The organism is Halomonas organivorans, assembly GCF_014192055.1.
Lineage (GTDB): Bacteria > Pseudomonadota > Gammaproteobacteria > Pseudomonadales > Halomonadaceae > Halomonas > Halomonas organivorans.
Genome location: NZ_JACHXM010000019.1, coordinates 14680 through 40577 on the forward strand (window position 1 = coordinate 14680; position 25898 = coordinate 40577).

The 25898-nt window shown below is 67.0% G+C and carries 25 protein-coding genes; 8 read left to right on the top strand and 17 right to left on the bottom strand.

Going from position 1 to position 25898, the window contains the following annotated elements; all coding sequences use genetic code 11:
• Positions 1-45: 45 nt before the first annotated feature.
• The 14 genes from rnhB to rpsB form a co-directional block, all read right to left on the bottom strand.
• Positions 46-657, bottom strand: coding sequence for a ribonuclease HII (rnhB, locus tag FHR96_RS15615; protein ID WP_183388658.1), 612 nt, complete (start codon positions 655-657; stop codon positions 46-48).
• A complete protein-coding gene (gene lpxB, locus FHR96_RS15620) occupies positions 654-1859 on the bottom strand; it encodes a lipid-A-disaccharide synthase (RefSeq protein ID WP_183388659.1) in 1206 nt (401 codons plus the stop codon). Before lpxB ends, rnhB begins: the two co-directional genes overlap by 4 nt.
• 5 nt (positions 1860-1864) lie before the next feature.
• On the bottom strand, positions 1865-2632 hold the full coding sequence (gene lpxA, locus FHR96_RS15625) for an acyl-ACP--UDP-N-acetylglucosamine O-acyltransferase (RefSeq protein WP_183388660.1): 768 nt from the start codon (positions 2630-2632) through the stop codon (positions 1865-1867).
• Positions 2629-3072, bottom strand: a complete 444-nt coding sequence (gene fabZ, locus FHR96_RS15630) for a 3-hydroxyacyl-ACP dehydratase FabZ (protein ID WP_183388661.1) — start codon at positions 3070-3072, stop codon at positions 2629-2631. Before fabZ ends, lpxA begins: the two co-directional genes overlap by 4 nt.
• 104 nt (positions 3073-3176) lie before the next feature.
• Positions 3177-4214 (bottom strand): UDP-3-O-(3-hydroxymyristoyl)glucosamine N-acyltransferase, encoded by a 1038-nt coding sequence (lpxD, locus tag FHR96_RS15635; protein WP_183388662.1) that lies wholly within the window; start codon positions 4212-4214, stop codon positions 3177-3179.
• A 369-nt stretch (positions 4215-4583) separates the two neighbouring features.
• Positions 4584-6941 (bottom strand): outer membrane protein assembly factor BamA, encoded by a 2358-nt coding sequence (gene bamA / locus FHR96_RS15640; RefSeq protein WP_183388663.1) that lies wholly within the window; start codon positions 6939-6941, stop codon positions 4584-4586.
• Between the two features lie 91 nt (positions 6942-7032).
• Positions 7033-8388 (bottom strand): sigma E protease regulator RseP, encoded by a 1356-nt coding sequence (gene rseP / locus FHR96_RS15645; RefSeq protein WP_183388664.1) that lies wholly within the window; start codon positions 8386-8388, stop codon positions 7033-7035.
• Between the two features lie 30 nt (positions 8389-8418).
• Positions 8419-9603, bottom strand: a complete 1185-nt coding sequence (gene ispC / locus FHR96_RS15650) for a 1-deoxy-D-xylulose-5-phosphate reductoisomerase (RefSeq protein ID WP_183388665.1) — start codon at positions 9601-9603, stop codon at positions 8419-8421.
• Positions 9600-10406, bottom strand: coding sequence for a phosphatidate cytidylyltransferase (locus FHR96_RS15655; RefSeq protein WP_183388666.1), 807 nt, complete (start codon positions 10404-10406; stop codon positions 9600-9602). Before FHR96_RS15655 ends, ispC begins: the two co-directional genes overlap by 4 nt.
• Positions 10399-11157, bottom strand: a complete 759-nt coding sequence (gene uppS / locus FHR96_RS15660; RefSeq protein ID WP_183388667.1) for a polyprenyl diphosphate synthase — start codon at positions 11155-11157, stop codon at positions 10399-10401. The genes FHR96_RS15655 and uppS overlap by 8 nt, the downstream gene beginning before the upstream one ends.
• A gap of 72 nt (positions 11158-11229) precedes the next feature.
• Positions 11230-11787, bottom strand: coding sequence for a ribosome recycling factor (gene frr / locus FHR96_RS15665; protein WP_183388668.1), 558 nt, complete (start codon positions 11785-11787; stop codon positions 11230-11232).
• A 4-nt stretch (positions 11788-11791) separates the two neighbouring features.
• Positions 11792-12556, bottom strand: coding sequence for a UMP kinase (gene pyrH / locus FHR96_RS15670; protein ID WP_183388669.1), 765 nt, complete (start codon positions 12554-12556; stop codon positions 11792-11794).
• A gap of 109 nt (positions 12557-12665) precedes the next feature.
• Positions 12666-13535 carry a translation elongation factor Ts gene (gene tsf / locus FHR96_RS15675; RefSeq protein ID WP_183388670.1) on the bottom strand — a complete coding sequence of 290 codons (870 nt, stop codon included), beginning with the start codon at positions 13533-13535 and terminating at the stop codon, positions 12666-12668.
• A gap of 146 nt (positions 13536-13681) precedes the next feature.
• A complete protein-coding gene (rpsB, locus tag FHR96_RS15680; protein WP_183388671.1) occupies positions 13682-14422 on the bottom strand; it encodes a 30S ribosomal protein S2 in 741 nt (246 codons plus the stop codon).
• Positions 14423-14705: 283 nt separating this feature from the next.
• Here rpsB and map point away from each other — a divergent pair, with 283 nt between their 5' ends.
• The 7 genes from map to FHR96_RS15715 all read left to right on the top strand — a co-directional run bounded on the left by map (position 14706) and on the right by FHR96_RS15715 (position 22659).
• The gene (gene map, locus FHR96_RS15685) at positions 14706-15497 is read left to right on the top strand and encodes a type I methionyl aminopeptidase (protein ID WP_183388672.1); all 792 of its coding nucleotides are present in this window, start codon (positions 14706-14708) and stop codon (positions 15495-15497) included.
• Positions 15498-15507: 10 nt separating this feature from the next.
• Positions 15508-18186: a [protein-PII] uridylyltransferase gene (locus FHR96_RS15690; RefSeq protein ID WP_183388673.1), complete on the top strand. Its 2679-nt coding sequence runs from the start codon at positions 15508-15510 to the stop codon at positions 18184-18186.
• Between the two features lie 216 nt (positions 18187-18402).
• Positions 18403-19602, top strand: a complete 1200-nt coding sequence (gene dapC, locus FHR96_RS15695; RefSeq protein WP_183388674.1) for a succinyldiaminopimelate transaminase — start codon at positions 18403-18405, stop codon at positions 19600-19602.
• Between the two features lie 16 nt (positions 19603-19618).
• Complete coding sequence (locus tag FHR96_RS15700) at positions 19619-19957, top strand: arsenate reductase (RefSeq protein ID WP_183388675.1); 339 nt, start codon at positions 19619-19621, stop codon at positions 19955-19957.
• A 55-nt stretch (positions 19958-20012) separates the two neighbouring features.
• A complete protein-coding gene (gene dapD, locus FHR96_RS15705) occupies positions 20013-21038 on the top strand; it encodes a 2,3,4,5-tetrahydropyridine-2,6-dicarboxylate N-succinyltransferase (RefSeq protein ID WP_183388676.1) in 1026 nt (341 codons plus the stop codon).
• 51 nt (positions 21039-21089) lie between these two features.
• A complete protein-coding gene (dapE, locus tag FHR96_RS15710; RefSeq protein ID WP_183388677.1) occupies positions 21090-22265 on the top strand; it encodes a succinyl-diaminopimelate desuccinylase in 1176 nt (391 codons plus the stop codon).
• 7 nt (positions 22266-22272) lie between these two features.
• Positions 22273-22659 carry a hypothetical protein gene (locus FHR96_RS15715; RefSeq protein ID WP_183388678.1) on the top strand — a complete coding sequence of 129 codons (387 nt, stop codon included), beginning with the start codon at positions 22273-22275 and terminating at the stop codon, positions 22657-22659.
• A 186-nt stretch (positions 22660-22845) separates the two neighbouring features.
• Here FHR96_RS15715 and FHR96_RS22625 read toward each other — a convergent pair whose 3' ends face one another.
• Positions 22846-23310 carry a cold-shock protein gene (locus tag FHR96_RS22625; RefSeq protein ID WP_281378412.1) on the bottom strand — a complete coding sequence of 155 codons (465 nt, stop codon included), beginning with the start codon at positions 23308-23310 and terminating at the stop codon, positions 22846-22848.
• Between the two features lie 372 nt (positions 23311-23682).
• Here FHR96_RS22625 and FHR96_RS15725 point away from each other — a divergent pair, with 372 nt between their 5' ends.
• On the top strand, positions 23683-23928 hold the full coding sequence (locus FHR96_RS15725) for a SlyX family protein (protein ID WP_183388679.1): 246 nt from the start codon (positions 23683-23685) through the stop codon (positions 23926-23928).
• A gap of 142 nt (positions 23929-24070) precedes the next feature.
• On the opposite strand, the gene trxB is transcribed toward FHR96_RS15725, so the two are convergent.
• Entirely contained in the window at positions 24071-25021 is a 951-nt protein-coding gene (gene trxB / locus FHR96_RS15730; RefSeq protein WP_183388680.1) for a thioredoxin-disulfide reductase, read from the bottom strand.
• A gap of 133 nt (positions 25022-25154) precedes the next feature.
• The gene (locus FHR96_RS15735) at positions 25155-25757 is read right to left on the bottom strand and encodes a peroxiredoxin (protein ID WP_183388681.1); all 603 of its coding nucleotides are present in this window, start codon (positions 25755-25757) and stop codon (positions 25155-25157) included.
• Between the last annotated feature and the right edge of the window lie 141 nt (positions 25758-25898).

The following is a 25898-nucleotide window of genomic DNA, read 5'->3' on the forward strand; positions in this document are numbered from 1 at the left end:
GGGACTCGGAGCGTTGGTGAACAGGGAATCGGGGCGCTATCGACCCTAGAACAGCGCCAGCTGGCGCTTCACGGGCGCGAAGGAGCGTCGATGCTCGGGCAGCGCGCCAAGGCGCGTCAGGGCCGCCAGGTGTTCGGGCGTCGGGTAGCCCTTGTGGCGGGCGAAACCGTAGTCGGGGTGACGGGCATCCAGCGCCAGCATGCCGGCATCGCGGGCCACCTTGGCCAGGATCGAGGCCGCGGCGATCGCCGGATGGCGGGCATCGCCCTTGACCACCGCCTGGCCCGGCACATGATGCCCCGGCAGGCGATTACCGTCCACCAGCAGGTACTCCGCGGCGGGCGACAGCGCATCGATGGCCCGGCGCATGGCCAGGTGCGTGGCGTGATAGATATTGAGCGCGTCGATCTCGTCGGGGCTGGCCTCGGCCACGGCGAAGGCCAGGGCGCGGGAGCGGATCTCGACATCCAGCGCCTCGCGACGCTTGGCAGACAGTTTCTTGGAGTCGCTGAGCCCGTCGATGGGATCGGCCGGATCGAGCATCACCGCCGCCGCCACTACCGGCCCTACCAGGGGCCCGCGTCCCACCTCGTCGACACCGGCCAGCCGCGTGCCGCGATAGTCCACGACCAGCGGCGGGAAGTCCTCGGCTTTCATGCGCCCTCCTGCGCGTCAGGGGCCACCGACGCGGGCAGCGCACGGCGCGCCACCAGCGCCTCGACGGCGTCCACCGCACGGCGGCTGGCATCGCGCTGCAGCTCGGCATGCATGGCCGCGAAGCGCGTCTCGAGGGCATGGCGCGTCGCGGCGCCGTCGAGCAGCGCGGCGAGTTCGGCGGCGATGGCCTCGGGGTTCGCCGCGTCCTGGATCAGCTCCGGCACCAGGGTCTCCCGGGCGATCAGGTTGGGCAGCGAGATCCACTCGGTCTTGACCAGTCGCTTGGCCAGCCAGTGGGTCATCGGCGCCATGCGGTAGGCCACCACCATGGCGCGGTGGCAGAGCATGGCTTCGAGCGCCGCGGTGCCGGAGGCCAGCAGCACGGCGTCGGCGGCCACCATGGCCTCGCGCGACTGGCCGTCGACCAGCACCACCCGCTCGCGCAGCGCCGCACGGTCCTCGAGCAGCGCCGTGAGCTCGACCCGACGCGCCGGGGTGGCGGCGGGAATCACCACGCGCAGCGTCTCGCGCTCGCGGCACAGGCGCTCGGCGGCGTCCAGGAAGGTCGCCCCCAGGAAGCGGATCTCGTTGGCCCGGGAGCCGGGCAGCAGCGCCAGCAGCGGCGCCTCGTCCGGTTGCTGCGAGGCGGCGAGTCCCAAGGCCTGCCGGGCGGCGGCCCGATCATTCACCAGCGGCAACTCGTCGGCCAACGGATGGCCGACAAACGCCACCGGCACCCGATGGCGAGCGTAGAAGGCGGCTTCGAAGGGCAAGAAGGTCAGCATGGCATCCACCGCACGGGCGATGCCCTTGACCCGCCCCTGACGCCAGGCCCACACGGAAGGGCTGACGTAGTGGGCGGTGGTCAGCCCGGCCTCGCGAAGCTGGCGCTCGAGCCCCAGGTTGAAGTCCGGTGCGTCGATGCCGATCACGATATCGGGGCGCCACTCGAGGGCATCCCGGCGCAGCGTTCGACGCACCTGCACCAGGCCGGGCAGGTGCTTGAGCACCTCGACCAAGCCCATCACCGAAAGGGTTTCCAGGGGAAAGCGGCTATCGATGCCTTCGTCGATCATGCGCGGACCGCCGATACCGCGGAAGGCGACGCCGGGATGGCGCGCCTTGAGCTCGCGCATCAGGCCGGCACCGAGGATATCGCCGGACAGCTCGCCGGCCACCAGGTAGACGCGCGCGATGGTCATGACGCTCAGCGCACGATGCCGCGGGTCGAAACCTCGATGGAGGCGGCGAACGTTTCGGTCTCCGGCAGCGCATAGCGCGTGCGGATCTCGGTGAGTGCCTGCTCCACGGTCATGCCCTGGCGATAGACCAGCTTGTAGGCTTCGCCCAGGGCGCGGATGGCCTCGTTGGAGAAGCCGCGGCGACGCAGGCCAATCAGGTTGAGGCCGTGGGCCGCCGCCGGATTGCCGTTGATCATCACGTAGGCCGGGGTGTCCTTGGTGATGATCGAGCCGCCGCCGGCCATGGCATGTTCGCCGAAGTGGCAGAACTGGTGGATGGCCGACAGGCCGCCGATGATCGCAAAATCGCCCAGCTTGACGTGGCCGGCCAGGGTCACCTGGTTGGCCAGGATGCAGTCGTCGCCGATCACGCAGTCGTGGCCGACGTGAACATAGGCCATGAACAGGTTGCGCGAACCGATGGTGGTCTCGCCGCGATCCTGGACGGTGCCGCGATGCAGGGTCACCCCCTCGCGCACGATGTTGTCGTCGCCCATCACCAGTCGGGTGGGTTCACCGGCATATTTCTTGTCCTGGCATTCCTCGCCAACCGAGGCGAACTGGAACACCCGGTTGCGCTGACCGAGCACCGTGGGGCCCTGGATCACCGCGTGGGGGCCAATCCGCGATCCGGCACCGATCTCGACGTCGGCGCCGATCACGCTGAAGGGCCCGACCTCGACGTCATCGGCCAGGCGCGCCCCCGGGTCTACGATGGCGGTAGGATGAATCAAGCGACCTTCCTCTCGGCACAGATGATCTCGGCCTCGCAGGCCACCTCGCCGGCCACGCTGGCCTTGCAGCTGAACTTCCAGATGCCGCGCTTCTCGCGGATCACGTCGGCGCGCAGCTCCAACTGGTCGCCGGGCATCACCGGACGCTTGAAGCGCACGTTGTCGCTGCCGACCAGGTAGTAGACATAGCCGTCGGCGGGCAGCTTGTTGACCGTCTTGAAGCCCAGGATACCGCAGGCCTGGGCCAGGGCCTCGATCACCAGCACGCCTGGCATGATCGGATGATGCGGGAAATGGCCATTGAAGAACGGCTCGTTGATGCTGACATTCTTGTAGGCAACGATGGATTCGCCAAGGGCAAGCTCCGTCACCCTGTCCACCAGCAGGAAAGGATAGCGGTGGGGCAGATACTCACGAATCTCGTTGATGTCCATTACCATCGTAGCGACCTCTGAAATGACAGGATGCCCGCTCCGCAATGCGGGCACGGCCGTCGCCGCCATGCGGCGACGGGCGGGGGATTATACCGCCCCGTTGGGGGGCCTCAAGCGTCGCGCCCGGCTTTTTCCAGGCGCTGCAGACGACGTGCGATATCGTCGAGCTGCTTGAAGCGCACCGCGTTTCGACGCCACTGGGCGTTCTCCATGGCGCCGGTTCCGGAGGAATAGACCCCGGGCTCACGGATCGAGTTGGTGACCAGGCTCATGCCCGTGACCTGGACACCGTCGCAGATCGTCAAGTGGCCGGACAGCCCCACGCCGCCGCCCAGCATGCAGTGGCGCCCCACTCGAGTGGAGCCGGCGATGCCCACGCAGCCGGCCAGGGCGCTGTGGGCGCCGATCTGAACGTTGTGGGCGATCTGCACCTGGCTGTCGATCTTGACGTCCTCGCCGATCACGGTGTCGCCCAGCGCCCCGCGGTCGATGCTCGAGCAGCTGCCGACCTCGACGTCGTCGCCCAGCACCACCCCGCCGAGCTGGGCGATCTTGTGCCAGCCGGCACCGTCGTGGGCGAAGCCGAAGCCGTCGCCGCCGATCACGCAGCCGCTGTGCAGGATGACCCGCGCGCCGATCTCCACCCCATGGTAGACGGTGACGTTGGCATGCAGCCGCGAATGGGCGCCGATACGGCTGTCCGCGCCGACAACGCTGCCCGGCCCGACCACCACGCCCTCGGCGAGCTCGACGCCGGACTCGATCACCACCTGGGGACCGATGGAGACGCCCTCTCCCAGCGTCGCGTCCTCGGCGACCACCGCCGAGGGATGGATGCCGTACACCTCTCGGTTCGCCAGGGGATCGAACAGCCGTGACAGCTCGGCATAGCCCAGGTACGGATTGTCCAGGGTCAGGCAGGCGGTCGGGCACTCATCGGCGTGGCTGGGATGCAGCAGCACCGCGGCCGCCCGGGTTCCGGAAAGGTCCTTGAGGTAGGCGCGATTGGCCAGGAAGGCGATCTGATCGGGTCCGGCATCACGCAGCGTGGCCAGGCCTCGCACGCGGCATTCGCCGTCGCCCCGGAGGCCGGCCCCCAGTTGCGTGGCAATCTCGGCCAGCGTCAGGGAAGGAGAGTCTTGAGTCATGGGAACCCGGTGTCAGTTGAGAAAACACTCTGCGATGACGGTGTTCGACCCCCGGGTCGCCCGCGATCGCCACGTTCGATAGGGCCGGATGCCTCGCCCCGATGGCCCCCCATGGACCACTGATCGGCGTACCCGTTCGGAGATCGCTCGACACTGCCCCGGGGTCGCCCCCTCTCGGTCGAGCGAATTGAGGCTCACCGTGCGCTTCGGCGCGGGCAGCGAGCCGGGTACTCAGGTCGGCCACGGCCGCCCGCCGCTCGGGCGTGGCAGCCACGGCGCCCTGGATCGGCAGCACGCGGGCCGCGACCATCGTCAGCCCAGCGCCGAGCGGTCTGCACAGGCGACTCGCCTCCCCGTCGTCGAGCCGGATCAGAAGGACTGGCCCAGCGAGAACTGGAAGAACTGGGTGTCATCGCCGTCCTTCTCGTTGAGCGGCTCGGCGACGCTGAAGGTCAGCGGCCCCACCGGCGTCAGCCAGGAGATCCCCAGCCCTGCACTATAGCGCAGCTCGCCCAGATCGACGCCCGACTCGCACTGGGCCTGGCCGGCATCCTGATCGAGCACCGGGTAGCAGTCGGTCAGATAGGTGTTACCGGCGTCCAGGAACAGCGACGGCTGCACCGAGCGCTTGTCCTCGACGAACGGCATGGGGAAGATCAGCTCCATGCCGCCCTCCACCAGGATATTGCCGCCCAGGGTACGATCCTCGTCGGAGCCGCTGCCCGCCGGTGGCGTGGTCGCCGGACCCAGGGTGTTGCCGGTGAAGCCGCGCACCGAGCCCAGGCCGCCGGAGAAGAAGTTCTCGTAGAACGGGTAAGGGTCATCGCCGATGCTGTCCGCGTAGCCGACCTCGCCGCGCAGCTTGAGCGACCAGGTTTGTTCCTCGTCGAAGGGGAAGAACTGGCGGGCGCGAGCACGAAGCTTGTAATACTCGGCGTCGCTGCCGGGCACCGTGGTCTCCAGCGACAGGCGCTGGTAGTTGCCGGCGGTGGGCATGATGCCGCGGTTGAGATTGTTGCGCGTCCAGCTGGCGGTCAACTTCAGCGTCTGGGCATTGTCGCCCTGCTCCTGGACGTAGCGCTGGATCTCGGAGGCCGTGTCGCTATAGGTATCGATGGTCAGGTCTTCGATGTCGGCGCCGAAGTTGAGCCGGGTCAGCTCGTTGATCGGATAGCCGAAATTGATGCCGCCGCCGTAGGCATCGGTCGAGTAGGTCGAGATATCGGAATCTTCGTAATCGGTCTCGCGGTAGAAAAGGTTGTAGCCGCGGGAGATGCCGTCGAGGGTCCAGTAGGGATCGGTGAAGCCGAAGTTCAGGCTGGTGTAGGTGTCGCTGCGCTGGGCGCCGATATTGACCCGATTGCCGGTCCCCAGGAAGTTGTTCTGCGACAGCGAGGCGCCGTAGATGATCCCCGCGCTCTGGGAGAAGCCGATGCTCGCCGAGATCGAGCCCGACGGCTGCTCCTCCACGGTATAGGTGACATCGAGCTGATCCTGGGCGCCGGGCACCGGCTCGGTCTGTACCTCGACCTGCTTGAAGAAGCCCAGTCGCTCCAGGCGCTGGCGAGACTGACTGATCGATTCGGTGGAGGCCGGAGCGCCCTCCATCTGGATCATCTCGCGGCGCAGCACCTCGTCCTGGGTGGTGGTATTGCCGACGAACTCGATGCGCCTCACGTAGGCCCGGCGACCGGGCTCGACCCGGAAGGTCAGGTCGACGGTGCCGTCCGAGCGCGTTTCGGGGATGCCGTCGACGTTGGCGAAGGCGAAACCCTCGGCGCCGAGCCGCGATCGCAGCGCTTCGGCCGACGCCGTGACATCGCTGCGCGAGAAGATCTGACCGGGCTCGATCTGGAGCAGCCCGCGCGCCTCGCGTTCGGGAATGCGCAGGTCACCGGCGAAATCGATGTCGCCGAGGCGATAGCGCTCGCCCTCGCTGACGTTGATGGTGACGAAGATCTTCGACTTGTCGGGGCCGATGGCCACCTGAGTGGAGTCGATATTGAAGTTCACATAGCCGCGATCCAGGTAGTAGGAGCGCAGTCGCTCCAGGTCGCCGGACAGCGCCTGGCGGGAATACTGGTCGCTGGAGAACCAGCCGAAGAACCAGCTCGGGCGGTCCTCCAGCTCGAAGACCTCGCGCAGGGTCTCGTCGTCGAAGGCCTGGTTGCCGACGATGTTGATCTGGCGGATCTTGGCTACCGCGCCTTCATCGATATCGATGTTGACCTGAACGCGACCCTCGCCGAGCTCCTCGACCTCGGTGTCGATGCTGGCGCTGTAGCGGCCCTGGGCCTGGTAGACCCCGGACAGCTCGCGCTGGATCTCCTCGAGGGTGGAAAGCTGCAGCACCTGCCCCTCGTCGAGACCGGCCTCACGCAGGCCGCGACGCAGCTCTTCCTCGGGGATCTGGCTGTTGCCTTCGATGTTGAGGCGAGTAATGGTGGGTCGCTCTTCCACCTCGATGATCAGTACGTTGCCTTCGCGGGCGAGGTGGATGTCCTCGAACAGGCCGGTGGCGAACAGCGCCTTGGCGGCCTCTGCCAGCTCACGCTCGTCGACGCGGTCGGGCGCGTTGACAGGGAAGGCATTGAAGACGGAGGCCGCCGACACGCGCTGCAGGCCCTCCACTCGTATGTCCGTTACGTCGAAGGATTCCGCTTGTGCCGTGCCGCTGGCGGCACCGGCGAGCAGCAGCGCCGCCAGTCCGATGGTCTTGATCTTCATGCAGTCGATTCGCTCGCGTTGGTCTGCCTACCTGTCCAGACAGGCACCTTATACATTCGCATGGGTAACTGACAAGCCGCGCCTCGGCCCATCACAGCCGCATCAGGTCGAAATACAGCGCCATCAGCATCAAGGTGCCGACCAGCGCCAGCCCGATACGCAGGCCCACGGCCTGGACCCGCTCCGATACCGGCCGCCCACGCACCACCTCGACCAGGTAGTAGAGCAGGTGTCCGCCATCGAGCACCGGGATCGGCAGTAGATTGAGCACCCCGAGGCTGATCGACAGGTAGGCCAGGAAACTGACGAAGCTCTCCAGCCCGGAACGCGCCGAGTCGCCGGCGATGCGGGCGATGGTGATCGGACCGGAGAGATTGGACGGCGAGATCAGGCCGACCAGCATCTTGCGAATGGCGTCCAGGGTCAGCACGGTCATCTCGCCGGTCCGCGAGACGGCCTGCCCCACGGCGTCCAGCGGCCCGTAACGGATCTCGCGCCGGTACTCCTCGGGCCAGTCGACCGACGCGACGCCGGCGCCGACGTAGCCGATGGTGGTACCGTCATCGAGGGTGTTGGGGCGAGGTGTCAGCGACAGCGAGCGCCGCTCGCCGTCGCGCAGCACGGTCAGCGCGAGGGCCTCGCCGGGACGGGCCCGTACCAGTTCGACGAAGCGGTTCCAGTCGGCCAGCGGCTCGTCATCCACCGCCACGATCTCGTCGCCGGAGCGGAGCCCGGCCATCGCCGCGGGCTCGCCGTCCACCACCTGGTCGATGACCGCCGGCAGCCGCGGCCGCCAGGGCGTGATGCCAAGGCTCGCCAGCGGTTGCGGCGGGTCCTGGCGTACCAGCCAGTCCTGCACCGGCAGGCGATGCTCTCGGGCGATGCTGTCGCCCTCGTCACGGGCGCTCACCGCCAGCTCGCCGCTGGCGCCGATCGCCGCCACCAGTTCGAGGTTGATATCCTCCCAGGAATGCACGGCTTCATCCCGCACCGCGGTGATCTCCTGGCCGGCGACCAGGCCGCCGCGAGCGGCAGGGGAGTCGGGCGCGACCTCGCCGATCACCGGCACCACGGTGGTGGTGCCGGCCACGAACAGCAGCCAGTAGGCGACCAGCGCCAGCAGGAAGTTGGCCAAAGGCCCGGCGGCGACGATGGCGATGCGGGACCAGACGCCCTTCTGGTTGAAGGCACGATGGCGCTCTTCTGCCGCCACCGGCCCCTCACGCTCGTCGAGCATCTTCACGTAGCCGCCCAGCGGGATCGCCGCCACGGCGAACTCGGTGCCATGGCGATCGACCCGCGACCACAGCGGCTTGCCGAAGCCCACCGAAAAGCGCAGCACCTTGACGCCACAGCGACGCGCGACCCAGAAGTGGCCGAACTCGTGAAAGGTGATCAGCAGGCCGAGGACCACGATCACGGCCAACACATTCTGGATCAGACCCATGGCAATCTCCCGATGGCGGTCAACAAGGGCTCAGCGGCGCGCCAGCCAGGCCCGCGCCTCGCGGCGGGCGCTGTCGTCGGCGGCGAGGATACCCTCCAGCTCGTCGGCGCGGGTGACCGGGCAGGCGTCGCGCACCCGGGCCACCAGCTCGCCGATCTCGGCAAAGCCCAGCGCCCCGTCGAGGAAGGCCGATACGGCCACTTCATTGGCGGCATTGAGGATCGCCGGCGCCGTGCCGCCGTCGGCCATGGCTTCTCGAGCCAGACGCAGGCAAGGAAAGGCGGCTTCGTCCGCGGGCTCGAAGTCGAGACGCGCCACCTGAAACAGATCCAGGGCCTCGACGCCGGCGTCGATGCGCTCCGGCCAGGCCAGCCCGAAGGCGATCGGGGTGCGCATGTCCGGGTTACCCAGCTGCGCCAGCACCGAGCCATCACTGTAGGCGGCCATGGAGTGGATCACGCTCTGGGGGTGCACCACCACCTGGACCTGCTCGGGGCCGGCGTCGAACAGCCAGCACGCTTCGATCAGCTCGAGCCCCTTGTTCATCAGGGTGGCGCTGTCCACCGAGATCTTGCGCCCCATCGACCAGTTGGGATGGGCGCAGGCCTGCTCGGGGGTGACCCCGGCCAGCGCCTCACGCGACCAGCCGCGGAAGGGCCCCCCGGATGCCGTCAGCAGCAGCTGGGTGACGCCGTGACGCGCCAGCCCGCCACGATGTTCGACGGGTAGACACTGATAGATGGCATTATGTTCGGAATCGATCGGCAGCAGGGTCGCCTCACAGCGCCTTACGGCGTCCATGAACAGCGCCCCGGACATCACCAGGGCTTCCTTGTTGGCCAGCAGCACGCGCTTGCCGGCACGCACCGCGGCCAGCGTCGGCAACAGGCCGGCGGCGCCGACGATGGCCGCCATGACGATCTCGACCTCGGACGCCTCGCTGACCTCGACCAGCGCGTCGCGGCCGACCCGGACCTCGGTGGCAAGCCCCGCCTCGGCGAGCTGCTCGCGCAGCCACACGGCATCCGCCTCGCGGTCGAGCACGGCCAACGCCGGCGCATGCACTCGGCACTGCGCCAGCAGCGTCTCACGGGAGCGATGAGCGGTCAGCGCATGGACCCGATAGCGCTCGGGATGTCGCGCGATGACGTCCAGGGTGTTGGCACCGATGGAGCCCGTGGCGCCCAGCACGGTAACGGCACGGGGTGCACTCATGACCAGAGCCCTGCCGAATGAACGAGCGCGAACAGCGGCGCCGCCGCGGTGAGGCTGTCGATGCGGTCGAGCACGCCGCCGTGTCCGGGCAGCAGCTGACTGGAATCCTTGATCCCGCGATGGCGCTTGAGCATGCTCTCCAGCAGATCACCGACCACCGAGGCCAGGGTGACCACGGCGGTGGCGACCAGCAGCGCCAGGGTGCCTCCCATCGACAACGACTGCCAAGCGGCGAAGGCCAGCGCCAACAGCGCCGTTACCGCCAGGCCTCCGGCCACCCCTTCCCAGGTCTTGCCCGGGCTGACGCGAGGCGCCAGCTTGTGCCGCCCCAAGCTGCGGCCAACGAAGTAGGCGCCGATGTCGGCGCCCCAGACCAGCAACAGCACGAACAGCAGCCAGGCGACGCCGGCGTCGCGCAGCACGTTGAAACCGATCCAGGCGGGCATCAGCACCCACAGCCCCATGGCCAGGCGCATCGTGGTGCTGCGCCATTGCTCGAGGCGAGCCGGATAGCCGACCACCCAGGTCAGATTGACCAGCCAGCCCACGGCACCGAGCCACAGCGGCCAGTGCGCGACCTGCCAGTCTGCCAGATACCACAGCGCCATCAGCGCCCCGAGGCCGACCACCGGGGCCAGACGCTTGCCGCCGCGCTCGAGGCCGGCCAGGTTGGCCCACTCCCAGGCGCCGAGCAGCACGATGGCCGCGGTGAAGGCCGCGAAGGCGCCGCCGGACAGCCCGAACAGGCCTGCCAGCGCCAGCGGCAGCAGCCAGGCGGCGGTGAGAATACGTTGCTTAAGCACCCTGGGCCTCGACTTGCTCGTCGGTCATGCCGAAGCGTCGCTTGCGGCCGCTGAAGTCGGCCAGCGCCGCATCGAAGGCCTCGGCACCGAAATCGGGCCACAGCACCGGGGTAAAATAGAGTTCGGCATAGGCCAGCTGCCAGAGCAGGAAATTGGAGATGCGCTGCTCGCCGCTGGTGCGAATGCACAGGTCGACCGGCGGCACCAGGCCCAGTTCGGCGTCGAGCGTTTCCTCGTTGATGTCCTCGGCGGCGAGCTCACCGTCGGCGACGCGGCGCCCCAGCCGCTGGGCGGCCCGGGCAATATCCCAGCGCCCGCCGTAGTTGGCGGCGATCACCAGGTGCAGGCCCCGGTTGTCGGCGGTGAGCGCCTCGGCCTGGGTGATGTGCTTCTGGATGGCCTCGGAGAAGCCCTCACGGTCGCCGATCACCGAGAGGCGAATGCCATGCTGGTGGAGCTTCTTGACCTCGCGCTTCAGCGCCATCAGGAACAGCTCCATCAGGGCATTGACCTCGACGGCGGGTCGCTTCCAGTTCTCGCTGGAAAAGGCGAACAGCGTCAGGGTCTCGATGCCACGCTCGGCAGCACGGCGGATGACGGCGCGTACCGACTCGACGCCGGCATGATGGCCGCGCACGCCGGACATGTCGCGCGCCTTGGCCCAGCGATTGTTGCCGTCCATGATGATGGCCACATGGCGTGGCAGGGCGCCCCCGTCGGCACGGGGCTGTGGAGACTGGGGTGACGTCATGGTCTCTCGCATGGCGGGTGGGACGGTGGCATTCCGTGAACGGCGGCACGCGACGGTGCCGCCGAGCCGTCCTCAGACCTGCATCAGGTCGTGTTCCTTGGATTCCAGCGCCTTGTCGATCTCGCCGACGATCTTGTCGGTAAGCTTCTGGATGGCCTCCTCGGCCTGACGCTGCTCGTCCTCGGTGATGTCCTTTTCCTTGAGCAACGACTTGATGTCGCCGTTGGCATCACGCCGCACGTTACGCACGGCAACCCTGGCGTTCTCGGCCTCCTGGCGAGCCTGCTTGATGTAACCCTTGCGGGTTTCCTCGGTCAGCATCGGCATCGGCACCCGGATGACGTTGCCGGCACTGGCCGGATTGAGACCCAGCTCGGCGGTCAGGATGGCCTTCTCGACCTTCGGCACCATCTGCTGTTCCCAGGGCACCACGGTCAGGGTCCGGGCGTCCTCGATATTGACCGAGGCCACCTGGTTGATCGGCACCTGGCCACCGTAGTAATCGACGGTCACCGCATCCAGGATGCTGGGATGCGCCCGGCCGGTGCGGATCTTGTTGAAGTTGTGATGAAGAGCGTCGAGGCTCTTCTTCATGCGGTTTTCTGCGTCCTTCTGGATCTCGTCAATCACGATTTCACCCTCTATCAATCAGCGTGCCTTCCCGGCCGCCCACCACCAGGTTCAGCAGCGCTCCCGGCTTGTTCATGTTGAACACGCGAACCGGCATGTCATGGTCCCGCACCAGGCAGATGGCGGTCAAATCCATGACGCCAAGCTTCTGGTCGAGCGCGTCATCATAGGACAGCTGGTCGTACTTGACCGCATCGGCGTGCTTGACCGGATCCTTGTCGTAGACCCCATCCACCTTGGTGGCCTTGACCACCACGTCGGCATCGATCTCGATGCCGCGCAGGCAGGCCGCGGAATCCGTGGTGAAGAAGGGGTTACCGGTGCCAGCCGAGAACAGCACCACGTCGCCGGAGGTCAGGTAGCGAATCGCCGTACGGCGATCGTAGTGCTCCACCACGCCGCTCATGGGAATCGCCGACATCACCCGAGAGCGGATATTGGAGCGTTCCAGAGCATCACGCATGGCCAGGGCGTTCATCACCGTGGCCAGCATGCCCATGTGGTCACCGGTGACCCGCTCCATGCCGGCCTCGTGCAGGGCGGCACCGCGGAACAGGTTGCCGCCGCCGACCACGATGCCGACCTGTACGCCGATGCCGACCAGCTGCCCGATCTCCAGTGCCATGCGATCCAGCACCTTCGGGTCGATGCCGAACTCGGCATCCCCGGTCAGGGCTTCGCCGGAGAGCTTGAGCAGGATGCGCTTGTACTTCGACACCTCGGCGCGTGGCTTGTCGGACTTGAGAGGAACGTGCTCGGCACTGCTCATGGCGTGTCTCCCGGAAACTCGAGGAATCTGGATGACCGGATGTACCGGCCGGATACGCGAAGGCGTGCGCTCGCGCGCACGCCATCTTCACTCAGGAACCGACGCCGGCTTAGCTGCGCTTGGCCTGTTCCATGACTTCCTTGGCGAAGTCGACCTCTTCCTTCTCGATGCCCTCGCCCACTTCGAAGCGGGTGAAACCAACGACCTCGCCACCGGCGGCCTTGACGTACTCGGCAACGCTCTGGTTGGGGTCCTTGACGAAGGGCTGCTCGGTCAGGCTGTTCTCGGCCAGGTACTTCTTGAGGCGGCCCTGGACCATCTTCTCGGCGATCTGCTCCGGCTTGCCGGCCATGTCCGGCTGGGCCAGGATGATCGCCTTCTCGGCGTCCAGCTTGTCCTGCGGCATGTCTTCCGGCAGGGCAACGGCCGGGTTGATGGCGGCCACGTGCATGGCGACGTCCTTGGCGGCCTCGGCGGTACCGCCCTTGATGACGGTCAGCACGCCGATGCGGCCACCGTGGACGTAGGCACCCACGCGAGCACCTTCCGGCGCCTCGACGACGACGCTACGGCGCACGCCGATGTTCTCGCCGATCTTCTGCACCAGCTGCTCGCGAGCGGCCTCCAGGTCGCCTGCCATGACGGCAGCGACGTCTTCGCTCTTGGCGGCGAAGAAGGCGTCGGCGACCTGGTCGGCGAAAGCCTTGAAATTGTCGTCGCGGGCGACGAAGTCGGTCTCGGAGTTGATCTCGACCATCACGCCATAGCTGCCGTCCTCGGCGATGCGAGTCACGACGGCGCCCTCGGCGGCGGTGCGGCCGGCCTTCTTGGCGGCCTTGAGACCGGAGTTCTTGCGAAGGTTCTCGATCGCGGTGTCGATGTCACCGCCGGCCTCGGTGAGCGCCTTCTTGCACTCCATCATGCCGAGTCCGGTGCGCTCGCGCAGTTCCTTGACCTGGGAGGCGCTGATAGCTGCCATGGTAGTGTCCTCTGAATGCTTAGAACTGGAATGTTGAGGCCGGGCATGAGCCCGGCACGTCCATTACCCGCCCTGAGGCGCGGCGCTCGAGCCGCTCCCGGCGCCGGCCGGCACAATCGCAGACCGGCGCCCGGGCGGGCCGACGATCACTCGGCGGCGGCGTCGCTTTCGTTCTCTTCGGTAACCTCGACGAACTCGTCGGGACGACCTTCCTTCGCGCGAGCGCAGGCGTCTGCCACGGCCTTGACGTAGATCTGGATGGCTCGGATGGAGTCATCGTTGCCCGGGATCACGTAGTCGACGCCGTCCGGGTTGGAGTTGGTGTCCACCACGCCGATAACCGGAATGCCCAGCTTGTTCGCCTCGTTGATGGCGATGCGCTCGTGATCGACGTCGATCACGAACAGCGCGTCGGGCAGGCCGCCCATCTCCTTGATACCGCCGATGGAACGCTCGAGCTTGTCCTGCTCGCGGGTCGCCATCAGGACTTCTTTCTTGGTCAGCTTCTCGAAGGTACCATCCTCGCGCATGGCCTCGAGGTCGCGCAGGCGCTTGATCGACTGACGGATCGTCTTGTAGTTGGTCAGCATGCCGCCGAGCCAACGATGGTTGACGAACGGCTGACCGACGCGGTTAGCCTCTTCCTTGATGATCTTGCTGGCGCTGCGCTTGGTGCCCACGAACAGGATCTTGTTGTTCGCGGCCGCCATCTTCTCGACCACATCGATGGCCTCGTTCAGGGCCGGGAGGGTATGCTCGAGGTTGATGATGTGAATCTTGTTACGAGCGCCGAAGATGAACTTGCTCATCTTCGGGTTCCAGTAACGTGTCTGGTGACCGAAGTGAGCGCCTGCCTTCAGCAGGTCACGCATATTGACGTGTGCCATGGATGACTCCTGGAAATCGGGTTAGGCCTCCATGCACCCCATGGATCCGACCGGCGGCAAGACCGACGGCACCCGGGACCATGTGCCGGTGCATGTGTGTTTTCAAGGCATTGCGTTGATTGCACCTGTCCTGGCAACGGAATCAGCGGGCCGCGAGCGGCACCAGGGATCGGCGATTGCAGGAAGGCGCGCAGCTTTATACCATGGATCACCTCCGAGATGAAGTCGCCCGACGCCCCTCCCCCCGTTAATCCGGCGACACCACCCCTGATACCGAGATTCCATGAACGTATCCATCAAGACGTCCGACGAGATCGAGAAGATGCGCGAGGCAGGTCGACAGGCCGCCAGCGTGCTGGAGATGATCGCCCCCTATATCGAGGCCGGCGTCACCACCGGCGAGATCGACCGTCGCTGCCACGACTATATCGTGCGTGAACTGGGCTCGACGCCCGCGCCTCTCAACTACCACGGCTTCCCCAAGTCGGTGTGCACCTCGATCAATCACGTGGTGTGCCACGGCATTCCCGACGACGGCAAGAAGCTCAAGAAGGGCGACATCATGAACCTGGACGTCACGGTGAAGACCGTCGACGGCTACCACGGCGACTCCAGCGTGATGTTCATCGTCGGCGAGAGCATCCAGGGCAGCCGCCTGTGCCGGATCACTCAGGAGTGTCTCTACAAGAGCATCGCCCTGGTGCGCCCCGGCGCGCGCCTGTCCGAGCTTGCGCGCGTCATCCAGCAGCATGCCGAAGCCAACGGCTACGCGGTGGTACGCGACTTCTGCGGCCACGGTATCGGCGCCGGCTTCCACGAGGATCCCCAGGTACTGCACTACGACGGCTATGCGCCGGAGGCGGACATCGCACTGAAGGCCGGGATGTGCTTCACCATCGAACCGATGATCAATGTCGGTGATCATCGCACCAAGGTACTGCGTGACGGCTGGACCGCCGTGACCAAGGACAAGAGCCTCAGCGCCCAGTGGGAGCACACCCTGCTGGTCACCGACAACGGGGTGGAGGTGCTCACCGCGCGCAGCGACGAAGACCTTTCATTCCTCTCCCGCTGAGCCGGCCGCCATGCTGCTCCACCATTACGCCTTCACGCCCGACGAACCCCTGTTCGACGCCGAGGCCTTCCGCGCCGAGCTGACCGGCAGCCGTTCGCCGATCGCCCCGTTCAAGGCAGCCCTGGCCGAGATCCAGACCCGGCTGGATGCCCGCTTTCATGCCGGCAGCGACATCCGCGACCTGGTGCATGGCCGCGCCTGGTGCCTTGACCGGCTGCTGGCACTCGCCTGGGAGCAGCATGACTGGCCCGAGGGCATCGCCCTGCTCGCCGTGGGCGGCTACGGCCGCGGCGAGCTGCATCCCCACTCCGACGTCGACCTGCTGCTGCTGCTCGAGGGGGATGATGACCATCCCTATCGCGAGTCACTATCGGCCTTTATCACCTTCCTGTGGGACATCGGCCTGGAGATCGGCCACAGCGTGCGCTCGCTCGGCGACTGCGAGCGCGAGGCGGCCGCCGACGTCACGGTGATCACCAACCTGCTCGAGTCTCGCACCCTGGCCGGGGCCGAGCGGCTGCGAGAGGCCATGCAGGTGCGTATCGCCACCGACCGACTATGGCCGGCGGACCACTTCTTCGAGGCCAAGTGGCAGGAGCAGATCGCCCGTCACTATCGCTTCAACAACTCCGAGTATCACCTCGAGCCCAACATCAAGAGCTCACCGGGCGGGCTGCGCGACATCCAGATGATCGGCTGGGTCGCCAAGCGCCACTTCGGCACCCAGCGCTACGAGGACATCGTCGACATCGGCTTCATGAACGACGCCGAGCTGCGCATCCTCAGCCAGGGCCAGGCCTTCCTGTGGCAGGTGCGCTATGCCCTGCACATGCTCACCGGGCGCGCCGAGGATCGCCTGCTGTTCGATCACCAACGCACCATCGCCGAGCTGTTCGGCTATCAGGACACGCCCGAGCGCCTGGCCGTCGAGCAGTTCATGAAGCGCTACTATCGCCACGTCACCGCCCTGGCCGGACTCAACGACATGCTGCTGCAGCACTTCGACGAGGCCATCCTGCGCGGCGGCGAGGCACTGGAGACGGTGTCTATCAACGCCCGCTTCGAGATCACCGGTGGCTATATCCAGGCGCGCTCTCGGGCGGTGTTCCGCGAGTCTCCCTCGGCGCTGCTCGAGCTGTTCCTGCTGATGGCCGAACATCCGGAGATCGAAGGCGTACGCGCCGACACCATCCGTCTGATTCGCGACCATCGCCACCTGATCGACGATCGCTACCGCGAAGATCCACGCCACCAGCGGCTGTTCATGGCCCTGCTGCGCTCCAGCGGCAACGTCGCCAGGCAGCTCAGGCGCATGAACCGCTACGGGGTGCTCGGCAAGTACCTGCCCGCCTTCGGCCAGGCGGTCGGGCTGATGCAGCACGACCTCTTCCACATCTACACCGTGGACGCCCACACCCTGCGATTGCTGAAGTGCATCCACGGCTTCCGCAAGGCCGAGGCCAGGGAGACCTATCCGGTGGCCGCCACCCTTATCCAGCAGCTACCCAAGCTCGAACTGCTGTGGATCGCCGGGCTGTTCCACGACATCGGCAAGGGCCGCGGCGGCGACCACTCGCTGATCGGCGCCAAGGACGTGGAGGCCTTTGCCGCGCTGCATGGCCTGTCGAGTCGCGACACCCGGCTGGTGGCCTGGCTGGTGGAACATCACCTGCTGATGTCGATGATCGCCCAGAAGCGCGATATCAGCGATCCGGAGGTGATCAGCGAATTCGCCCGCCAGGTCGGCGACGAGACCCGCCTCGACTACCTCTACGTGCTGACCGTGGCCGACATCACCGCCACCAACCCCACGCTGTGGAACGGCTGGCGGGCTTCGCTGCTGCGCCAGCTCCATGCCGAGACCAAACGCGCCCTGCGCCGCGGCCTGGAGAACCCGCTGGAGCGCGACGACTCGGTGCGCGAGACCCGCGACGAGGCACACTCCCTGCTGGCCACGGTGGGCGCCGACATGGCCCGCGTCGACCGGCTGTGGGAGTCGCTCGGCGAGGACTACTTCCTGCAGTATGCGCCCAGCGAGATCGCCTGGCAGACCCAGGGCATCCTCGCTCACCAGGGCAGCGAGCTGCCGCTGGTGATGATCAGCGCGCCCACCGACGACATGGCCGAGGGCGGCACCAAGGTGTTCATCCACACCCGCTCGGTGGACGATCTGTTCGCCGCCACCTCGGCGGCCATGGAACAGCTCGGGCTGTCGATCCACGATGCCCGCATCGCCACTTCCAGCAACGACTGGACGCTCAACACCTTCATCGTCCTCGACGACCTCAACCGCGCCATCCGCGAGCCGGCGCGCCTGGAGGAGATCCGCCGCCACCTTGTGGAGGAGCTCGACGACCCGGACGACTATCCGCAGATCGTCACCCGTCACACCCCGCGCCAGCTCAAGCATTTCCGGGTGCCCACCGAGGTCGCCATCGAGCAGGACACGGCAGGCGGACGCACCATGCTGGAGCTCACCGCGCCAGACCGCCCCGGCCTGCTGGCTCGCGTCGGGCGCATCTTCATGGAGCAGAACATTGCGCTCTCGGCGGCCAAGATCGCTACCCTCGGCGAGCGAGTCGAGGACGTGTTCTTCATCACCGACAAGGCCGGCGAACCGATCACCGACCCCGGTCGCCAGCAACGTCTGCGCGAGCGGCTGATCGAGGTGCTCGACATCAGCGGCTGAACGACGCCAGGCGCCGGGGACAAGCCGTAGAGGGGGCGCCAAAGAATCGCCCAGGGACGTGCTCATGCCCCCCGGCGGGCCAGCCGCGCTCGAAGACTTGTCGACGGATCATTCTGCGCAGTGTCTGGCGTTTGAGGCCCCACCGGGGGTTCCCTATAATCGGCGTCTTGCCACGAGACATCATAACGACGCCGACCACGGCCAGACTGGACACCCATGAACCCCGATCTCGACGCTCTCCAGCCTTACCCCTTCGAGAAGCTCGCCGCCCTCAAGGCCGGCGTGACCCCACCCGAAGGCCTGGCACCGATCCCGCTGACCATCGGTGAGCCGCGCCACGCCCCGTATGCCGGCGCCCTGGAGGCGCTGACGGCCCACCTCGGCGACATGGCCCGCTACCCGGCCACCGCCGGCACTCCCGAACTGCGCGGCGCCATCGCCGACTGGGCCCGGCGGCGCTTCGCCCTCGAAGGACTGGACGCCGCGCATCAGGTACTGCCGGTCAACGGCACCCGGGAGGCAATCTTCGCCTTCGTCCAGGCGGCCCTGGATCGTACTCGCCCGGCCCGGGTCGCGGTGCCCAATCCCTTCTACCAGATCTACGAGGGCGCCGCCCTGCTGGCCGGAGGCACGCCGCTCTACCTTGACTGCCGCGCCGAGCACGGCTTCCGCCCCGACCTCGACGCGGTGCCGGCCGAGACCTGGCGCGACGTGCAGATCGTCTTCACCTGCTCGCCGGGCAATCCCACCGGTGCGGTGACGCCGCTCGGCGAACTCAAGAAACTGATCGCGCTGGCCGACGAATTCGACTTCATCGTCGCCGCCGACGAGTGCTACTCGGAGCTCTACCTGGACGAGGCAGCCCCGCCGCCGGGCCTGCTCCAGGCCTGCAGCGAGCTCGGCCGCCACGACTATCGGCGCTGCCTGGTATTCCACTCGCTGTCCAAACGCTCCAACCTGCCGGGGCTGCGCTCGGGCTTCGTGGCCGGCGACGCCGACCTGATCGCGGCCTTCCGCCGCTACCGCACCTATCACGGCTGTGCCATGTCGCTGCCGCTGCAGCACGCCTCGATCGCCGCCTGGAACGACGAGGCCCACGTACGCGCCAACCGCGATGCCTATCGCGAGAAGTTCGCTACGGTGACCGAGATCCTCGCCCCGGCGCTGGACTTCCCCGCGCCGGAGGCCAGCTTCTACCTGTGGCCGGCGGTGCCCGGCGGCGACGACGAGGCCTTCACCCGCTCGCTGTACGCCGAGCAGCACGTCAGCGTGCTGCCGGGCAGCTACATGGGCCGCCCCGGCGCCGACGGCGTGAACCCAGGCGCCGGCCGCATCCGCCTGGCACTGGTGGATGAGCTCGACGCCACCGCCGAAGCCGCCCGCCGGCTGCGCCGCCACGCCGAACGCCACGCATGACCAGGAGGTCAACGCCATGATGACGCTGTTCGGGATCAAGAACTGCGACACCTGCCGCAAGGCGCGCAAGGCGCTGGACGGCAAGGGGCAACCCTTCCAGTTCCACGACCTGCGCGAGGACGGCCTGTCCGCCGCCCTGCTCGAGCACATCCTCGAGCAGGTGCCGGTGCTGACCCTGCTCAACAAGCGCAGCACCACCTGGCGGCAGCTGCCCGACGAGGACAAGGCAGAGGTCGATGCCAACAAGGCCCGCGAGCTGATGCTGGCCAACCCCACCCTGCTCAAGCGCCCGCTGCTGGACACCGGCGACGAGATCCGCGTCGGCTTCCGCGACGGCGACTACGACGACCTATAGACGGGCCAGAACTCGCCCTCAAGACGACGCCAACGACTTACAGAGGACACCCTCAATGCTCAGCTTTGCACTCGGAATCGGCTCCCAGAACACCCAGGGCGACTGGCTGGAAATCTACTACCCTGCGCCGCTGTTGAACCCCGACGCCGCCCTGGTCGAGGCCGCCGCCAAGGTGCTCGACGCCCCCGCCGGCAACGCCGCCATCAGCTTCCTGCCGGAGCAGTGCGCCGAGCTCGCCGCGGCCCTAGAGGCCGCCGGCCACGCCGCCCAGGCCGAGCTCGCCGAGGCCCTGGCATCCAGCCAGCGGCCGCTGGTGGCGACCTTCATCGCCGAGGACCTGCCGCCGCAGAGCGCCCCGGAGGTCTACCTCAAGCTGCACCTGCTGTCGCATCGCCTGGTCAAGCCCCATGGCGTCGACCTGACCGGCATGTTCGGCCTGCTGCGCAACATTGCCTGGTCCAGCGAGGGCCCGATCGACATCGAGGAGCTGCCGGCACGGCGTCTCAAGGCGCGCCTGGAAGGCCGCACCCTGTCGGTGGACTGCGTCGACAAGTTCCCCAAGATGACCGACTACGTGGTCCCCGCCGGCGTGCGCATCGGCGACACCGCCCGGGTGCGCCTGGGCGCCTACCTCGGCGAAGGCACCACCGTGATGCACGAGGGCTTCGTCAACTTCAACGCCGGCACCGAAGGCCCGGGCATGATCGAAGGCCGCATCTCCGCCGGCGTGATGGTCGGCAAGGGCTCCGACCTGGGCGGCGGCTGCTCCACCATGGGCACCCTGTCCGGCGGCGGCAACATCGTGATCAAGGTCGGCGAGGGCTGCCTGATCGGCGCCAACGCCGGCATCGGCATCCCGCTGGGCGATCGATGCACCGTCGAGGCCGGCCTCTACATCACTGCCGGCGCCAAGGTCGCCGTGCTCGACGACCAGGGCCAGGAAGCCGAGGTCGTGGCGGCCCGCGAGCTGGCCGGCCAGGACGACCTGCTGCTGCGCCGCAACTCCCAGAACGGCCGCATCGAGTGCCTGACCAACAAGAGCGCCATCGCCCTCAACGAAGCCCTGCACGCCCACAACTGAGCCTCGCCCCGGCGCCCGAGGGCGCCGGGGTCCGGCCCGCCGGAACTCCGAATGACCTCGATCACCCCCGATTCCTCGCTATCCCCGACCCTCGAACTCGCCATGGCGCTGATGCGCCGCCCGTCCGTGACGCCCGACGACCTGGGCTGCCAGGACATGATGATCGAGCGCCTGGAACGCCTCGGCTTCACCATCGAGCGCCTGCCCTTCGGCGACGTCGAGAACTTCTGGGCGGTACGCGGCCACCACGGACCGGTGCTGGCCTTCGCCGGCCATACCGACGTGGTGCCCAGCGGCCCGGACGTGCACTGGGAATATCCTCCCTTCGAGCCGCGCATCGATGACGACGGCATGCTGTGCGGCCGCGGCGCCGCCGACATGAAAGGCAGCCTGGCCGCCATGGTCACCGCCGTGGAACGCTTCGTGGCCGCCCACCCCGATCACACGGGACGCCTGGCCTTCCTGATCACCTCAGACGAGGAAGGCCCTGCGGTGGACGGCACCCGTGCCGTGGTCGAGCACCTGCGCGAGGCCCACGATCGCCTCGACTACTGCATCGTCGGCGAGCCCTCCTCCACCGAGCGACTCGGCGACGTGATCAAGAACGGCCGCCGCGGCTCGCTGGGCGGCGTGCTGCACGTCAAGGGCGTGCAGGGCCATGTGGCCTACCCGCACCTGGCGCGCAACCCCATCCACCAGGCGTCGCCAGCACTGGATGCCCTGGTGCGCGAACACTGGGACGGCGGCAACGACTTCTTCCCGGCGACCAGCTTCCAGATCTCCAACATCCGCTCGGGCACCGGCGCCACCAACGTCATTCCCGGCGACGTGGAAGTGGTGTTCAACTTCCGCTACTCCACCGCCCTGACCCACGAAACGCTGCGCGCGCGCACCGAGGCGATCCTCGAGGCTCATGGCCTGGACTTCCACATCGACTGGACCCTCAACGGCGAGCCCTTCCTGACCTCGGAGGGCGAACTGGTGGACGCCGCGGTCGGCGGCGTCGAAGACGTGCTCGGCCATCGGCCCGAGCTGTCCACCGCCGGGGGCACCTCCGACGGCCGCTTCATCGCCACCCTGGGTAGCCAGGTGGTCGAACTCGGCCCGCGCAACGACACCATTCACAAGGTCAACGAACGGGTGCGTGCCGCCGATCTGGACGACCTCAGCCGGGTCTATGAAGCCATCCTGACGCGACTGTTCGTCGACGGCACGTCACGCCCCTGAGGACGCCATGGAACGCTACCCCGACATCGAGATCTACCTGGCGCGCGTCGAACCCGATGCCCTGAATGCCTGGCTCGGCGAGGCCCTCGACGCCGCGCCCCTGGCGCCGGCCGGCAAGCACCGCTGGCGCACCCGGGGCCGCCACGGAGAGGCCGAGATCCCGGTACTGCTGGTGGACAAGGCCGCCGACGGCTTCGCCAGCCTGTGGCTGGACAGCGCCGAATCGCCCTGGCCCACCGACGCCGAGCTGGCGCGCGCGGCCGCCAAGCGGCTCGGCTGCGAGGTACGCTGCTCGCTGGGCGGCTGGCAGCCCGGCGACGACCCCGACCGCTTCCTGCAGGTGCGGCCGGACGGCGGTGAGGCCACCATCGACTGGCCCGACTCGGGACAGTGAGCGAGAACGACATCGCCCCGCGGATGCGGGGCGATGTCGTTAAGTGCTGAGATACAGAGCTATCAGAAAGCTGGCGAGCGAAGGCCAGACAAGGCAAAAATCGACGAAAAGACGGAGTTTACTGAAGTAAATGAGTACTTTGAGTCGATTTTTAACGCCGTATGGCCGAGCGCAGCCGCTTTCCTCTCACGTAATGACGGTGACGTCGTCGGCCTGCAATCCCCGATCATTGCGCGAGACGTGATACTTCACCTTCTGGCCCTCGGCAAGGGTGCGATGACCGCGGCCGCGGATGGCGCGGAAGTGGACGAAGACGTCCTCGCCGCTGTCGCGGGTGATGAAGCCATAGCCCTTGTTGACGTTGAACCACTTCACCTCGCCAATCTCGCGGCCGTCTTCCTCGACCTCGGCGATGTTGGTCAGTTGAGGCGTCAAGGCATTGATCGCCAGGGTGGCCACCAGCAACAGCAGGAAGACCGCCAGGGCTGCGGCGACATAGACCACCGCTAGACCACCGACCTCGAGGCTGGCAAACAGCTCGCGGGACAGCTCTCCCCCGGTGAACTGAACGAACAGGGCGATCAGCAACGGCGCCGGCGCGGCGAGCAACAGACTGACGACACTACAACGAAACACGATCTTTCGATTCATAAACCTCGGATACTCTCTTATCGTTGGGAACGGATGTGATGGGATCGAGGCACCGAACGGCCAGCGGGCCGCCCCCGATCCGATTGCATGGACTGGCTCTGAAAGATCACCGCGCGAAGGCGAGACAAGGCCCATTCCATACGGGCCTACGTCCTTCGCACTACCGCGTGGGTCGCCAGGCAAAGTTCAGCGAAGAACCGGCGGGGATACCCCCTCCGAGCTCGAGCCGGCCGGCTATCGATAAACAACGTACTGACCGGACGTATGCAAGAGCCGATGTTCGACGCCGAATTACCCAGCGCAGACACTTGTCAGAGACGACCAAGACAAGTCGCGCCATGACGAGCATTGACGCGACATAAGGAGTCTATCATGCACGACGATGACACGCCCTCCGGCCAGACGGCACGGCTGGAGGCCCTGGAGAGTCGCCTCGCTCACCAGGAACACTGGCTGGACACCCTGGACCAGGCAATCGCCTCCCAGGAACGGCGCCTGATGCAGCTGGAACGCCTCAATGCGCTGATGCAGCAGAAACTTCGCGAGCAGCAGCAGGCGCTTCAGGAAGCCGACGCGACGACACCCGGTCCGGAAGACGAAGTGCCGCCGCATTACTAGCCGCTTCGCGGCAGCTGGAAGCTGGAAGCTGGAAGCTGGAAGCTGGAAGACAGCCTGATCCGGCCATGTAGTGAGCTTTTACCTAAAGCTTCCAGCTTAAGCCCGCGAAGCGGGCGTTCTTCCAGCTCCGGGCGAAGCCCGGTTACAGCTCGTCCAGATACCGCTCGGCGTCGAGGGCGGCCATGCAGCCGGTGCCGGCGGACGTCACCGCCTGGCGGTAGACGTGGTCCATGACGTCGCCGGCGGCGAATACCCCGGGCACGCTGGTGGCGGTGGCATTGCCCTCGAGGCCGGACTGCACCTTGATATAGCCGCCGGCCATGTCCAACTGGCCCTCGAAGATGCCGGTATTGGGGCTATGGCCGATGGCGATGAACACCCCGGGCGCATTGATCTCGCGGGTGCTGCCGTCCTCGGTGGACTTGAGCCGCGCTCCGGTGACGCCGGTATTGTCGCCCAGCACTTCGTCCAGGGTGTGGTTCCATACCAGCTCGACGTTGCCGTTCTCGGCTTTCTCGAACAGCTTGTCCTGGAGGATCTTCTCGGCGCGCAGGCTGTCGCGGCGATGCACCAGGGTGACCCTGGAGGCGATGTTGGAGAGGTACAGCGCCTCCTCCACGGCGGTGTTGCCGCCGCCGACCACCACGACCTCCTGGTTGCGGTAGAAGAAACCGTCACAGGTCGCGCACGCCGACACGCCCTGCCCCATGAACCGCTGCTCGGACTCCAGGCCCAGATAGCGGGCACTGGCGCCGGTGGCAATGATCAGCGCGTCGCAGGTGTAGGTGCCGTTGTCGCCCTTGAGGGTGTAGGGCTTGCCGCGCAGCTCGACCTCATGGATATGGTCGAACAGCACTTCGGTGTCGAAGCGCTCGGCATGGCGCTTCATGCGCTCCATCAGCTCGGGGCCCTGCACGCCGGTGTCGTCACCCGGCCAGTTGTCCACGTCCGTCGTAGTGGTCAGCTGGCCGCCGGCCTGGATGCCGGTGATCAGCAGCGGCTTCAGGTTGGCGCGGGCCGCATAGACCGCCGCGGTATAGCCGGCCGGACCGGACCCGAGGATGATCAGGCGTTCGTGGCGCGCTTCGCTCATGGGGGAACCTCGCAATTCTCGAAAGGATGGAGCAACGGGCTTGGCGATGGCGGCGAGCCGCCGGCATCGCGAAGGCCGCTGTCGGTGACGCCAGGGGCGGCCCGAAGGCCGCCCCTGGGGACATCACGCGGGCTTAGAGGGCGCCGGCGTGGTTGCCCAGGTAGCTCGCGACACCTTCGGCGGTGTCCTTCATGCCTTCCTGGCCTTCGTCCCAGCCGGCCGGGCAGACTTCGCCGTTCTTCTGGTGGAACTGCAGGGCCTTGACCATGCGCAGCATCTCGTCGACGTTGCGGCCCAGCGGCAGGTTGTTGACGACCTGGTGCTGGACGACACCGTCCTCGTCGATCAGGAAGGAGCCGCGCATGGCGACGCCGGCGTCCGGATGCTCGATGCCGTAAGCCTGGGTGATCTCGTGCTTGACGTCGGCCACGATCGGGAAGCCGACCTCACCGATGCCGCCCTTCTCCGGCGCGGTCAGGCGCCAGGCGTGGTGGGTGAACTGGGAGTCGATGGACACGCCGATCACCTCGACGCCAAGCTCCTTGAACTGGGCCAGGCGGTTGTCGTGGGCGATGATCTCGGACGGGCACACGAAGGTGAAGTCCAGCGGCCAGAAGAACAGCACGCGCAGCTTGCCGTTGCTGTCGGAGAGCTTGTAGTTCTCGACGATCTCGCCATTGCCCAGGACAGCGGCGGCTTCGAAATCGGGGGCTTGACGTCCAACCAGTACGCTCATGCAAAACTCCTTGCAGTCGTGAATGACACTCGAGGGTGAATGAATGCGAAATGCCTACGCTAGGTCAGGCATTCTCGCGGCGCCATTAGGTCAGATCAATGGCATTGATAGACAATGGCTATATATTCGTATTCCGTAGCG

Coding starts and splice junctions, on each gene's coding strand:
- rnhB (WP_183388658.1), bottom strand. CDS start 657: ATGAAAGCCGAGGACTTCCCGCCGCTGGTCGTGGACTATCGCGGCACG.
- lpxB (WP_183388659.1), bottom strand. CDS start 1,859: ATGACCATCGCGCGCGTCTACCTGGTGGCCGGCGAGCTGTCCGGCGAT.
- fabZ (WP_183388661.1), bottom strand. CDS start 3,072: ATGGTAATGGACATCAACGAGATTCGTGAGTATCTGCCCCACCGCTAT.
- lpxD (WP_183388662.1), bottom strand. CDS start 4,214: ATGACTCAAGACTCTCCTTCCCTGACGCTGGCCGAGATTGCCACGCAA.
- bamA (WP_183388663.1), bottom strand. CDS start 6,941: ATGAAGATCAAGACCATCGGACTGGCGGCGCTGCTGCTCGCCGGTGCC.
- rseP (WP_183388664.1), bottom strand. CDS start 8,388: ATGGGTCTGATCCAGAATGTGTTGGCCGTGATCGTGGTCCTCGGCCTG.
- ispC (WP_183388665.1), bottom strand. CDS start 9,603: ATGAGTGCACCCCGTGCCGTTACCGTGCTGGGCGCCACGGGCTCCATC.
- uppS (WP_183388667.1), bottom strand. CDS start 11,157: ATGACGTCACCCCAGTCTCCACAGCCCCGTGCCGACGGGGGCGCCCTG.
- pyrH (WP_183388669.1), bottom strand. CDS start 12,556: ATGAGCAGTGCCGAGCACGTTCCTCTCAAGTCCGACAAGCCACGCGCC.
- tsf (WP_183388670.1), bottom strand. CDS start 13,535: ATGGCAGCTATCAGCGCCTCCCAGGTCAAGGAACTGCGCGAGCGCACC.
- rpsB (WP_183388671.1), bottom strand. CDS start 14,422: ATGGCACACGTCAATATGCGTGACCTGCTGAAGGCAGGCGCTCACTTC.
- map (WP_183388672.1), top strand. CDS start 14,706: ATGAACGTATCCATCAAGACGTCCGACGAGATCGAGAAGATGCGCGAG.
- FHR96_RS15690 (WP_183388673.1), top strand. CDS start 15,508: ATGCTGCTCCACCATTACGCCTTCACGCCCGACGAACCCCTGTTCGAC.
- dapC (WP_183388674.1), top strand. CDS start 18,403: ATGAACCCCGATCTCGACGCTCTCCAGCCTTACCCCTTCGAGAAGCTC.
- FHR96_RS15700 (WP_183388675.1), top strand. CDS start 19,619: ATGATGACGCTGTTCGGGATCAAGAACTGCGACACCTGCCGCAAGGCG.
- dapD (WP_183388676.1), top strand. CDS start 20,013: ATGCTCAGCTTTGCACTCGGAATCGGCTCCCAGAACACCCAGGGCGAC.
- dapE (WP_183388677.1), top strand. CDS start 21,090: ATGACCTCGATCACCCCCGATTCCTCGCTATCCCCGACCCTCGAACTC.
- FHR96_RS15715 (WP_183388678.1), top strand. CDS start 22,273: ATGGAACGCTACCCCGACATCGAGATCTACCTGGCGCGCGTCGAACCC.
- FHR96_RS22625 (WP_281378412.1), bottom strand. CDS start 23,310: ATGAATCGAAAGATCGTGTTTCGTTGTAGTGTCGTCAGTCTGTTGCTC.
- FHR96_RS15725 (WP_183388679.1), top strand. CDS start 23,683: ATGCACGACGATGACACGCCCTCCGGCCAGACGGCACGGCTGGAGGCC.
- trxB (WP_183388680.1), bottom strand. CDS start 25,021: ATGAGCGAAGCGCGCCACGAACGCCTGATCATCCTCGGGTCCGGTCCG.
- FHR96_RS15735 (WP_183388681.1), bottom strand. CDS start 25,757: ATGAGCGTACTGGTTGGACGTCAAGCCCCCGATTTCGAAGCCGCCGCT.